7 protein-coding genes are annotated in these 12,544 nt (G+C 67.0%); 3 read left to right on the plus strand and 4 right to left on the minus strand.

All coding sequences use genetic code 11. The annotated features are described in order from the left end of the window. Nucleotides 1-5: 5 nt before the first annotated feature. On the minus strand, nucleotides 6-1,454 hold the full coding sequence (locus ACI8U3_RS12820; RefSeq protein ID WP_415015267.1) for an MFS transporter: 1,449 nt from the start codon (nucleotides 1,452-1,454) through the stop codon (nucleotides 6-8). 65 nt (nucleotides 1,455-1,519) lie between these two features. Further along, nucleotides 1,520-3,592 carry a glycoside hydrolase family 97 protein gene (locus tag ACI8U3_RS12825; protein ID WP_415015268.1) on the minus strand — a complete coding sequence of 691 codons (2,073 nt, stop codon included), beginning with the start codon at nucleotides 3,590-3,592 and terminating at the stop codon, nucleotides 1,520-1,522. A gap of 70 nt (nucleotides 3,593-3,662) precedes the next feature. On the opposite strand from ACI8U3_RS12825, the gene ACI8U3_RS12830 reads away from it, so the two are divergent. Continuing rightward, nucleotides 3,663-4,706, plus strand: a complete 1,044-nt coding sequence (locus tag ACI8U3_RS12830; protein WP_415015269.1) for a LacI family DNA-binding transcriptional regulator — start codon at nucleotides 3,663-3,665, stop codon at nucleotides 4,704-4,706. Nucleotides 4,707-4,711: 5 nt separating this feature from the next. On the opposite strand, the gene ACI8U3_RS12835 is transcribed toward ACI8U3_RS12830, so the two are convergent. Next, nucleotides 4,712-6,343 carry an alpha-amylase family glycosyl hydrolase gene (locus tag ACI8U3_RS12835; RefSeq protein WP_415015270.1) on the minus strand — a complete coding sequence of 544 codons (1,632 nt, stop codon included), beginning with the start codon at nucleotides 6,341-6,343 and terminating at the stop codon, nucleotides 4,712-4,714. Further along, on the minus strand, nucleotides 6,340-8,163 hold the full coding sequence (locus ACI8U3_RS12840) for an alpha-amylase family glycosyl hydrolase (RefSeq protein WP_415015271.1): 1,824 nt from the start codon (nucleotides 8,161-8,163) through the stop codon (nucleotides 6,340-6,342). Before ACI8U3_RS12840 ends, ACI8U3_RS12835 begins: the two co-directional genes overlap by 4 nt. Before the next feature lie 296 nt (nucleotides 8,164-8,459). On the opposite strand from ACI8U3_RS12840, the gene ACI8U3_RS12845 reads away from it, so the two are divergent. Then, complete coding sequence (locus ACI8U3_RS12845; protein ID WP_415015272.1) at nucleotides 8,460-11,249, plus strand: TonB-dependent receptor; 2,790 nt, start codon at nucleotides 8,460-8,462, stop codon at nucleotides 11,247-11,249. Between the two features lie 130 nt (nucleotides 11,250-11,379). After that, the coding region (gluP, locus tag ACI8U3_RS12850; protein ID WP_415015273.1) for a glucose/galactose MFS transporter at nucleotides 11,380-12,544 on the plus strand (1,165 nt) is incomplete at its 3' end.

The raw sequence follows: 12,544 nt of genomic DNA on the forward strand, positions 1-12,544 counted from the left end.
TCCGGTCAGCGGGTCGGTGAATGGGGGACGATGAGAGAAAAGCCTGCCGCGATGAGGAAGGAGACGGCGCCCAGCACCAGGGCCCAGACGGCCTGGCCCGCGAAGAGGCCCTGAAGGATCGCGCCCAGCAGGGTGGCGGCCACCAGCTGCGGCACGACGATGAAAATGTTGAAGACGCCCATGTAGACGCCCATCTTCCGGCCCGGCACGGCATTGGACAGGATAGCGTACGGCAGGGAGACGATGGACGCCCAGGCGAAACCGACGCCGATCATGGGCAGCCACAGCAGCGCCGGATCCCGGATCAGGAACACGCCCAGAAAGCCCGCCGCGCCCAGGGCCAGGTTCACCGCATGGGCGCCGCGCAGGCCGGTTCGGGCGGCCAGCACCGGGATCAGAAACGCGGCCAGGGCCGCCACGCCGTTGTAGATCCCCATCAGCACCCCGACCCAGTTGGCGCCCTCGCCGTACCCGGCCGAGGTGGGGTCCGGTGAGCCGAAGTGCGTCGCCGTCACCGCCGGGGTCATGTAGATCCACATGGCGAACAGGGCGAACCAGCTGAAGAACTGCACGACGGCCAGGCCCTGCATGGTGCGGGGCATGGCGAAGATGTCGCCCATGATGTCCGTGACGGCGTTGGCGCGGCCCGCCGCCTGCAGGGCGCCGACCATCATCTGCAGGACGCCGAAGGCGACCACGAACCCGGCCAGAAGATAGAGTTCCTTCTGCAGGCCCAGCATAGTCACCGCGCCGACGCCCAGCGCCCCGGCCAAGGTCCACAGGACGCCGCCGGTCCACCAGGCCGCCTGCGAGCGGGCCGCATCGGTCTCATGCGCCACCGGCCGGGCCGCCTCGAACGCGTCGATCTCGGCCGGGCTGTATTCCCGGGTGGTGATGACGGTCCACAGCACGGCGATCAGCAAGGCCGCGGCGCCCACATAGAAGGAGATCCGCACCGCCATGGGCACCACGCCTTCGGGCGCGGTGGCGGCCATGCCCATGACATTGGTCAGCAACCACGGCAGGCAGGAGGCGAACACGGCGCCGGCCCCGATGAAGAAGCTCTGCATCGCATAGCCGGTCGCGCGCTGCTCCTGGGGCAGATTGTCCCCGACGAAGGCCCGGAAGGGCTCCATGGTGATGTTGATGGAGGCGTCCATGATCCAGAGCATGGAGGCCGCGACCCACAGCACCGGGCTGTGCGGCATGACCAGCAGCGCCAGGGTCGTCAGGATCGCGCCGACGAGGAAATACGGCCGGCGCCTTCCGAGCGGCCCCCAGGTGCGGTCGCTGAAATAGCCGACGATCGGCTGAACCAGCAGGCCGGTCAGCGGCGCGGCGATCCAGAGGATGGCGAGGCTGTCGACCTCGGCGCCCAGGGTCTGGAAGATTCGGCTGACGTTGGCGTTCTGAAGGCCGAAGCCGATCTGGATGCCGAAGAAGCCGACGCACATGTTCCAGATGGACCAGCCGCTCAGGCGCGGCCTATCACCGGCAACGGGGGTGAGGGAAGCGTCCGTCACAGCGGGACGAACCGGACGGCCTGGCCGCCGCCGGGCGCCAGCCGCAGGTCCAGCACGTCAGACGCGGCGACCTCCAGGGTCTCGATGACGATGGCCTCGCGGTTGGTGCGCCAGTGCGCGTCCGGCGCGTCCCGATAGATTTCGGCGCGGTAGCGGCGATCAGCGTCAAGGAAGCTCAGGGGCGCCGACAGAACCCGACCGTGCTCGTCGGTGACCGACCCCAGGAACCATTCGTCACTGTTGCGGTCCTTGCGGGCGATGGTGACATAGTCGCCGACTTCGCCGTTCAGCACATGGCTATGCTCCCAGTCCACGGCCACGTCCTTGATGAACTGGAAGGGTCCGGGATTGGCCTCGTAGTTGACCAGCAGGTCGGCGGCCATCTGCAGCGGGCTGTAGATGACCACATAAAGCGCCAGCTGCTTGGCCCAGGTGGTGGCCACGCCGTCGGGGGCGCGCGTCTCCATGCCGAACACGCCGGGCGTGAAGTCGAACGGCCCCGCCAGCATGCGGGTGAACACCAGATTGGGCTCATGCTCGGGCGGATTTCCCGGCTGGCCCCAGGCGTTGTACTCCATGCCCCGCGCGCCCTCGCGGCTGACGAAGTTCGGCCAGGTGCGGCGCAGGCCCGTATCCTTGATCGGCTCATGGGCGTTGATGGCGACCTGATAGCGGGCGGCGGTCTCGATGACCCGCTGATGGTGGCGCGCCATGACCTGGCTTTCATGCCAGGCGAAGGTAGGCCGGCCGCCGGGACCCGCCACCTGGGCGCCGCCCGCGTCGGCCACATAGCCGGTCTTCACCGAGCCGATGCCGAGCCGCTGACAGAGGGCGAAGGCGTCCTCCAGCTGCCGCTCGTAATGGTACGCATTGCCGCCTGTCTCGTGGTGGCCGACGATCTGAACGCCTTTCTCGCGAGCATGGGCGGCGACCCGCTCCAGATCGAAATCGGGGTAAGGCCGGGTGAAGCTGTAATCCCAGCCATTGCCGAACCATTGCCCGTCCCAGCCAACGTTCCACCCCTCCACCAGCACCCCGCCGAAGCCGTGCTCGGCCGCAAAGTCGATGTGCCGGATAGCATTTTCCGTTGTGGCGCCGTGGCGCGGCCCGGCGTTCCAGGTTTTTTGGTCCAGGTGCATCTCCCACCACACGCCCACATACTTCATGGGCTTGAACCAGCTGACGTCGCCCAGCGCATTGGGCGCATTCAGGTTCAGGATCAGATTGGACTCAGCCAGCGCCGCTGCGCTGTCGGCCACCAGGATCGCGCGCCATGGCGTGGCGAAGGGCGCGGCGCGGACCACCGGAGCGCCCTCGATCCCCGGCGTCAGGGCGGCGCGGAATCGGCGGCCTTCGACCCGCTGGAGGTTCATGCCGGCATAGTCCACCAGCGCCGCTTCGTGCAGCGCCAGGTGGACGCCGCTGTCCAGCCTGAAGGTGATGGGGGTCTGCACGACCCCCGCCTCCTCAATGGGTGTGCGGTTGTAGAGATACTCCGCCCGGTTCCACTCCATCGCGGGCAGCCACCAGGTGGTCCCGCTCTCGGCGAGCGTGAATTCGGTCAGTTCCTGGCTGATGGCCAGCCTGGCGAGCGCCGCCTGCTGCGGGAACTCGTAACGAAAGCCGACGCCCTCGTCATGGACGCGGAACACCACATCGAAGCGGCGGCCGTCCTCGCCCTCGCGCAGGGTGACGCGCATTTCATTGAAGTGGTCGCGGACGAAGCGGCGTTCGCCCCAGGGCTGTTCCCAGGTCTCGTCGCCGTTATCCATGCGGACGGCGGCGATCTGCAGGCCCCGTTCCAGCTTGGCGGCATCCGCAAGGATGAAGCCCAGGCGGGATTCGGTGATCAGGGACTGGCCGAAGCGGGTCACCGAATAGGCCGGGCGGCCCTCGTTCGTCAGCGTGACCTCGACCGCCAGCGCTCCGTCGGGAGAGGTGACGCGGGCAGGAGCGCCGGACTGGGCCCAGGCGGTCGGTGCGAGGCTCGCGAGGGGCGCCAGAACGCCGGCCAGCACGCCTTTCAGCGCCTGTCGCCGATCGGGTCGGCTGATGGTGGAATGGGTCATGACCGTTTCTCCCTCACGTCCGCCTCTTGCCAAGTCACTCGCCCGCGGCGCACAAGGGCGATGAAAATTCTTGCTGCAAATCTTTCAATTCGAAGGTCCGCGCGTGAGCCGCAACACCCGCCTTGAAGATCTGGCCGCCCTTGCGGGGGTCTCGATCTCCACCGTGTCGAGGGCGCTGAACGACAGTCCGGCGGTCAACCCCCGGACCAAGCAGCGCATCTGGAAGCTGGCGCGCGAGCAGGACTATCCGTTCCGCGCCTACATGCCCGCCGCGCCCATCGGCGCCCAGGCGACCATCGCCCTGGTCACGCCCCGTCCCCAGGGCCGGGAAGGCCGCCTGTGGGACTCGTTCTTTCTCGAGCTGCTGGCGGGCGTCAGCGAGGCGGCGCGAGAGCGGGGCGCGGACCTGGTGGTCAGCCACGGCTCTCCCCAGACCTATGACGATCTCACCTCGGCCCTGACCACCAGCCGCGCCCAGGGCGTGATCTTTCTGGGCCAGAGCAACCTGCACTCCGCGCTCAACCGCCTTGCGGAAACCGAAGCCCGCTTCGTGGTGTGGGGCGCCCAGATCCCGGATCAGGCCTACTGCTCGGTGGGGTCCGACAACGTCCAGGGCGGACGGCGCGCGACCCTGCATCTGATCCGCCTGGGGCGGCGCCGGATCGTCTTCCTGGGCGATCTGGACCCGGTCGAGGCGATGCAGCGCCAGCGGGGGTACGCCACCGCCCTGACCAGTTCGGGGCTGGACGTTGATCCCGACCTGATCGTTCCCGCCCACTTCGAGGTGGAATCCGCCGAGGCCTCTGTGGATTCCCTGATCCGGCGCGGGCTCGATTTCGATGGCGTGGTCTGCGCCAGCGACCTGATCGCCCTGGGCGCTGTCCGCGCCCTGTTGCACGCGGGAAAGTCGGTGCCCGGCGACGTGTCGGTGATCGGTTTCGACAACGTGCCCTTCAGCCGCTACAGCCGTCCCGCGCTCAGCACCATCGCCCAGGACACGGCCAAGGCGGGCCGCTTGATGGTGTCCAAGCTGTTGGACCGGACCGGCGGCGGCGCCGCGCGCTCCGAGCGCGTCCCGACGGAGCTGATCGTGCGCGAAAGCTGCGGCGGCTGAGGGCGTCACGGCGCCAGACTCACGACCACTCCAGCGAGCGGCGGCAAGGATCCGCCCGGCTGCCCGTCCACATTGACCGCATCGATCAGGACGGCGCCGGCCGGCACCGCCCAGGGGACGGGCTCATGGCCCAGGTTGAAGGCGCACAGCAGCCGCATCTCACCGTCCTGCCGCTCAAACATCAGCAGGGGCGGATCGCAATCCGCCACGCGCATGGCGCCCGTCCGCAGCACGCCGTGGTCCCTGCGCAAGGCCAACAGCCGCCGGGCGACGTTCAGGGTCGAGGCCGGGTCCCGTTCCTGCGCCTCCACCGACAGGCCCAGATGGCGCGGGTCCACAGGCAGCCAGGGCTCAGTCGTCGAGAACCCTCCCCAGGGCGCCTGCGTCGTCCACGGCATCGGTGTGCGCGCGCCGTCCCGGCCCAGGGTCTGGGGCCAGTTGGCGATGGCTTCCGGGTCTTTCAGCCGCGCGAAAGGCACCTCGGCCTGGGGCAGACCCAGCTCCTCGCCCTGATAGATGAAAGCGTTGCCGCGCAGGCACATGAGCAACATCAGGTTCATGCGCGCCAGGGCGGCTGGATCACGGCCCTCGGCCCAGCGTGACAGGGCCCGCGGCGCGTCGTGGTTCGAGAAGGTCCAGCTTGGCCAGCCGTGGTCCGGTTCGTCCGACCAGAGGGCGCAGCCTTGGCGCACCAGATCGGCGCCGAGCCTGTCCGCATACAGATAGAGGAAGCTGTAGGCGCTGTGCAGCCGCTGATCCCCCTCGGTGAACAGCTTCATCTCTCGGTCCGCATGGTCGCCGCCGACCTCGGCCACAGTGAAGCGGTCGCCATAGCTGTCGGTTAGGGCGCGCAAGCGCGCGAGAAACTTCGGGATGTCGGCGTGGGACTGATTGTAGAGCTTGTCCTGAAAGTCGAACGGGCGCGTCCGCCTGCCGCCCGGCGGCAGGGGCGGATTGTCCCGAAGCTGCGGGTCATGCATGGCGAAGTTGATGGCGTCGAAGCGGAAGCCGTCCACGCCCCGGTGCAGCCAGAAGCGCGCGACGTCCAGCAGAGCGTCCTGCACCATCGGACTGTGCACGTTCAGTTGCGGCTGTTCCGGCAGGAAATTGTGCAGGTAGTACTGGCCGCGCCGCGCATCCCAGGTCCAGGCCGGGCCGCCGAACACCGACTGCCAGTTGGAGGGCGGAGAGCCGTCCGCCTTCGGATCGGCCCAGACATACCAGTCCGCCTTACCGTTCACCCGGTCGATGCGGCTTTCACGGAACCAGGCGTGCTGGTCCGAGGTGTGCGAGAACACCAGGTCGATGATGACCTTAAGGCCGAGCGCGTGTGCGCGAGCGGTCAGGCGATCAAAATCCGCCAGCGTTCCGAACACCGGGTCCACGTCGCAATAGTCCGCCACGTCATAACCGAAGTCCCTCATAGGCGAGGTGTAGAAGGGTGAAAGCCACACCCCGTCGACGCCGAGGGAGGCGATATGCTCCAGCCGACCTGTGATCCCGGCCAAATCCCCTACGCCGTTGCCGTCGGCATCGGCGAAGCTGCGCGGGTAGACCTGATAGATCACCGCGCCGCGCCACCATTCAGAGGCGGGTTCGGGAGATGTCGCGGTCCGGAGGACGGGCTGGATGTTCAAGACTCGCTCTCCGAAACGCAGACGGCATAGGCGAAGGGTTCAAGGCTCAGAGCCAGGCTGCCGGGGGCGGAAGACGCGACCGGGCAGGCCCCTTGCAAGGCCCGCCAGTTGTCCGATGCCGCGTCGGTCCAGACATTGACCCCCAGCGGCTCGGCGCCGGTGTTCATGGCGACGACCACCTCGCGCCCGTCCAGGCGACGGGAAAAGGCGAACAGTCCGGGCCCCTCCACCGACTCGCGCACGACCATGTCACCGCGCCGCAAGGCGGGCTCGGCGGCGCGCACGGCCGTCATCTCGGCGATGGCCCGATAGAGCGGATGGGCAGGGTCGAAGTTGGAGTCCGCAGTGGTCGCATCGGTCCCGAGCAGCGGATCGCCGTTGTAGCGCTCCACCTGGCTTGGGAACATATCCTGGCGCGCGTCCTGATCGCCCCCCAACCCCACGAAACCCTGCTCGTCGCCGTAGTAGATGGTGGGGGCGCCGCGCGCGAACATCATCAGGGCGTGACCCAGTTCGACGCGTTTCAGCAGTTCCTCCTCTGACGCCTCCGGATTGGAGTCGCGCACGAACATGGCGAAACGGCCCATGTCGTGATTGCCCACAAAGGTTGGATTGCCCCGGGCGGTCGCCGCCCCGCCCGCATAGGCGGGGTCCTGCTCGAACAGCAGGCGAAGATCGTGGGTCGAGCCCCCGCGCGCGATCACCTCGGCGGCCACGCCCTGGAAGGCGAAATCCAGCACATAGGGAAACCGGTCCAGATGGGTGAACCGCGCCAGCGGCCCCACCTCGAATTCATAGGTTTCGGCGAAGATATGGAAGTTGGGAATGCCGCGCGCCCGCGCCCGCTCCAGCATGGCGGGAATGAAGGCCTGCCAGAACTCCGGATTGACGTGCCGGGCCGTATCCACGCGGAAGCCGTCGATCCCGTACCGGTCGATCCAGTCGCCATAGATGTCGATCAGGCCCTGGACCACGCGGGGGTCTTCGGTGAACAGATCGTCCAGGCCCGCGAAATCACCGTAAAGCCCGACCTCGCCCGGCTGCCCGAAATTGCCGCGGTTGTGATAGTGGATCGGGTCATTGAGCCAGGCCGGAACCTTCACGTTCTCCTCGCCGGCTGGGACATAGGGGGTGTAGGCCCAGTCCGGCCGCGTCAGACGGGAGAAATTCTCGGCGCTGCCGACCTCGTCGCCCAGAAAACCCTCATTGATGGCTTCGCCGTCCAGCCCGCCGCGCCGTGTCCAGGGATAGTCCGCGCGGGAGCGGAAGGCGCAATCGTTTTCGAGGCACTCCCGATAGCGGATCACGTCGGCGGTGTGGTTGGTGATGATGTCCAGATAGACTTTCATGCCCCGCGCGTGCGCCGCGTTCACCAAGGCGGCCAACTCATCATTGGTCCCGAAGTGGGGGTCGACGCGGGTGAAATCGGTGATCCAGTAGCCGTGGTAGCCCGCCGACTCGGCGCCGGGCGAGCCCTGCACCGGCTTGTTCATGTAGATGGGCCCCAGCCAGATGGCCGTGGCCCCAAGGCCCTGGATATAGTCGAGCCTTTCGGTCAGCCCCCGCAGATCGCCGCCGTGGAAGAAGCCCTTGTGCGTGGGGTCGAAGCCGTGGGTCAGACGATCGCCGCCGAATCCGCCCTCGTCGTTGGCCGGGTCGCCGTTCTCGAAGCGGTCAGGAAGGACGAAGTAGATCACCTCGTCCTCGGGAAGCCGGTCGCGAAACGAGTCGTTCTGGGCCGCCGCCGCGCCCGCCAGCAGGCTCACGGCGCCGGCGAAAGCCGTCAGGAACGGGGCCTTGCGACCCTTGATCTTCTGCATCCTCGTCCTCCCAAGGCCTTGGCCCAGCGTGCGGGATGACATGGATCGCCGCATCGATTTGCAAACTTTTGCGGTGACTTTGGTTGCCTGTCAACGGGGTATGATCGCCGGAACCGCTGTCAGGCGGCTTCGAGTTTATGGAATTATAATCGACAAATCATGATTTTAACTGGTTTTCAGGGTCGGCCTTGGGTCGGACGCAAACATTACAGGGTTGATAGGCGGTCAGAAGTTTGCATAGGTTTGCATTGTCCGGCATCGCTTCGACAGAAGGCGGGCGGCAAGGGAGGATGACAATGTCTAAGGGTATCAGCAGACGTGCGCGTCTGATGGCGGGGAGCGCTGCGAGCGTCGTCTCCCTCATCGTGTTCGCCGGACCGCTCCACGCTCAGGAAGCGCCGCCGGAGCAGGCCACCGAGGTCGAGGAGGTGGTGATCACCGGCATCCGCTCCTCGATCGAGAGCTCCATCGCCACCAAGCGGAACGAGACGTCCATCGTGGAGGTCGTCACCGCCGAAGACATCGGCAAGCTGCCCGACGTCTCCATCGCCGAATCTCTGGCGCGACTGCCGGGTCTGGCGACCCAGCGTCTGGACGGTCGCGCGCAGGTGATCAGCATCCGCGGTCTGGCGCCCGACTTCACCACCTCGCTGTTGAATGGCCGGGAGCAGGTCTCCACCGGCGACAACCGCGGCGTGGAGTTCGACCAGTACCCCTCCGAACTGCTGGGCAGCGTGCTGGTCTACAAGACGCCGGACGCCGGCCTTGTCGGCCAGGGACTGGCGGGCACCGCTGACCTGCGCACCATCCGCCCGCTGGAATATGGCCGGCGAGCCCTGGCCCTGAACGCCCGCTATGAATGGAATGACTACGGCGCTCTGAACGCAGGCACCGAGGACACCGGCGAGCGCTACAGCATCAGCTACATCGACCAGTTCATGGACGGCCGCCTCGGCATCGTGCTGGGCTACTCTCACATGTCGACGCCCTACCAGGCGGAGCGCTTCAACGCCTGGGGTTATCCCGGCGACAACGCCTTGGCGTCGCCCAACTTGGTCATCGGCGGCGCCAAGCCCTACGTCCAGTCCAGTGAACTGCAGCGGGACGGGTGGCTGGCGACGGTCGAATTCGCCCCCAACGCCTCCTACCGGACCAGCGTCGACGTCTTCTATTCCGAGTTCGACAATCTGCAGATCCTGCGCGGCATCGAGTTCCCCCTGGCCTGGGGCGGATCGGCCGGCGCCTGCCCGGGCGCGCCCGGCGTGTGCCGTCCGGCGCCCGCCTTGCAGCCCGGCTTCACCGTCGAGGACGGCATCGTCACCGCCGGGACCTTCGAGAACGTCAAGGGCATCGTTCGTAACGACGGCAACCGGCGCACGGCCGAACTGTTCTCCATCGGCTGGAACAACAGCTGGGACTTCGGCAACGGCTGGAGCGCCGAACTGGACCTCAGTCACTCCCGCGCCGATCGCACCGACGTGGTGCTGGAGACCTACGCCGGCACCGGCCGCAATGTGCTGGGCGAGTTGGACACCCTGGCCTTCGTGACGACGCCGGAAGGCACCACCTTCAGCTCGTCCATCGACTACAGCGACCCGACGCGCATCTTCCTGACCAGCGCCCAGGGCTGGGGAGACGGCCCCGAGGCCCCGGGGGGACAGGACGGCTTTCTGAACAGCCCGACCACCGAGGACGAGCTGAGTTCCGCACATCTGTTCGTCGGCCGGGACTTCACCTCCGGCCCGTTCCGTAACGTGCGGGCGGGCGTGAACTTCACCCAGCGTGACAAGACCCTCTCCTTGGAACGCTACTATCTGCAACTGGTGGCCAACGCAGCGGACCCGACGCGCACCACCAGCGTGCCGATCCCGACCGAGTTCCTGCTTGAGCCCACGGCGCTGGGTTACCTCGGCATCCCGGGCATGGTCAGCTACGATCCGTTCGCCCTGGTGGACAGCGGCATCTACAATCTGAACGCCGCGCGTGACGACAACCTTCTGGCCTTCGGCTGGAGCGTGTCCGAAGAGGTGCTGACCGGCTACATCCGGGGTGATCTGGACACTACCTTCATGGGCGTGCCCCTGACCGGCAACCTGGGTCTGCAGGTCGTGGACGTGGAGCAGAGCTCGGACGGCACTATCGCCGCAGGCAATCCGGCGGTGCCGCAGCCGACCACGGGCGGGGACAGCTATACCCACCTTCTGCCTAGCGCGAACCTGGTGTTCGAGGTCAGCGACAACCTGTTTGTCCGCTTCGCCGCCGCCCGCCAGATGGCACGCCCGCGCATGGATCAGATGCGAGCCTCGGTGAACATCGACTACAACGAGGCCAACGCCGGCAACACCTCTGTGACCAATGGACCGTGGGGCGGTTCGGGCGGCAATCCCGAACTGCGGCCGTGGCTGGCCACCGCCATCGATCTATCCATCGAGCGCTACTTCGGCGGTCGCGGCTATGTGTCCCTGGCCGGGTTCTACAAGGACCTGGAAAGCTACGTCTATGACCAGCAGGAGATCCGCGACTTCAGCAGCTATCCGGTGCCCAGCGGCCCGCCGCCGGCCATTTACGAGGGTATCATCTCGACACCCCAGAACGGTGACGGCGGGACCATTTCGGGCGTCGAATTCGCCCTGTCCGTGCCGTTCGATCTGCTGCATCCGGTCATGGACGGCTTCGGCGCCGTGATCAGCGCCTCCTATACGGACAGCGACATCACGCCCAATCCGGGCAATCCGTCCCAGCCGCTTCCGGGCCTGTCGGAAACGGTCGCCAACGCCACGCTCTATTATGAGCGCAACGGCTTCCAGGCGCGGATCAGCAACCGCTATCGCTCCGAGTTCCTCGGGGAGATTTCGGGGGTCGGCACCGACCGCATCCAGCGGATGGTGGCGGCGGAGTCCGTGGTCGACGCCCAGATCGGCTACGAGTTCCAGTCGGGCCCGATGGAGGGCCTGTCGGCCCTGTTCCAGGTCAACAACCTGACCGACGAGCCTTTCAAGACCTTCGAGAACGACGATGAGCGCCGCGTCATCGACTACCAGAGCTACGGCCGGTCGTTCCTGGTGGGCCTGAACTATCGCTTCTGACTTCCCCTGAGAGACTGCGATACACCGGAGGCGGCCCTGTCCGTCTCCGGTTTTTCTTGGCCACGACCCACCGTGATGCACTGACGCTGTTTCGCTCTTTTCCCGCCCAGGCCAATTCGAGGTGTCCATCATGAATGCTCCCGTCGCCAACGGCGCCCGCTCCGGCTCCAGGATCGCCCTGGGCTATGTCACCCTGCTGTTCTTCGCCTGGGGTTTCGCCACCTCGCTGATCGACCCGCTGATCGCGGCGGTCCGGCGCGTGTTCGACCTCAGCTTCACCGAGGCCCTGCTGACGGCGTCCGCCTGGTTCATCGCCTATGCCCTGGCGTCCATCCCCGCCGCGTTCGTTCTGGGGCGCCTGGGCTACAGCCGTTCCATCATCGCCGCGCTGGGCGTCATGGTCGGCGGTTGCCTGATCGTGCCGCTGGCCACCATGGCGGACTGGTATCCGGGCATTCTGGCGGCCCTGTTCGTCATCGCCTGCGGCGTGACGCTGCTTCAGGTGGCGGCCAATCCCCTGGTGGCGGCTCTGGGGCCTGCAAAGAGCGCGCACACGCGCCTGAACTTCACCCAGGCGTTCAACTCGCTCGGGACGTTCCTGGGACCGCGCATCGGCTCCACCGTGCTGTTGACCGGCGGGATTTTCGCCGCGGGCGCCGTCGTCACAGCCTCGACAAGGGACTCCTCCCTGCGTGCGATCGATCTGGCGTTCCTGGGCATGGGCGGCGCATTCGCCCTGCTCGCCGTTCTGGTCTTCACCGCCCGCAAGCGAATCAACGCATCGGCCCCCGCCGCCTCAACAGGCTCCGCGTCGCCTGTGGCGGCCTTCCGTTCGCCTTGGGCCCTCTTCGGGGCCGCCGCCATCTTTCTGTATGTGGGCGCCGAGGTGACCATCGGAGGCATTCTGACGGACTTCCTGCACAGCCCCGACACGCTCGACATCTCCGTCATGCAGGCCGGGATCATGGTCAGCTACTACTGGGGCGGCGCCATGGTGGGTCGCTTCATCGGCAGCGCCCTGCTGACCCGTATTCCGGCAGGCGTTCTCCTGGCGGCATGCACCCTCGCCGCCGCTCTGCTGTGCGCGGTGGTGACCCAGACCAGCGGTTTCACGGCCGGCTACGCCGCCATCGCCATCGGCCTGTTCAACTCCATCATGTTTCCCACGATCTTCACCCTGACCCTTGAGAGGTCATCGGCGCCCCCGGCGGCGACATCCGGCCTGCTGTGCATGGCGATCGTGGGCGGCGCCGTGCTGCCGCTCCTGGCCGGGCGGATCGCCGATGGAGCGGGGG

Source organism: Brevundimonas sp. (assembly GCF_047617075.1).
Classification (GTDB): Bacteria; Pseudomonadota; Alphaproteobacteria; order Caulobacterales; family Caulobacteraceae; genus Brevundimonas.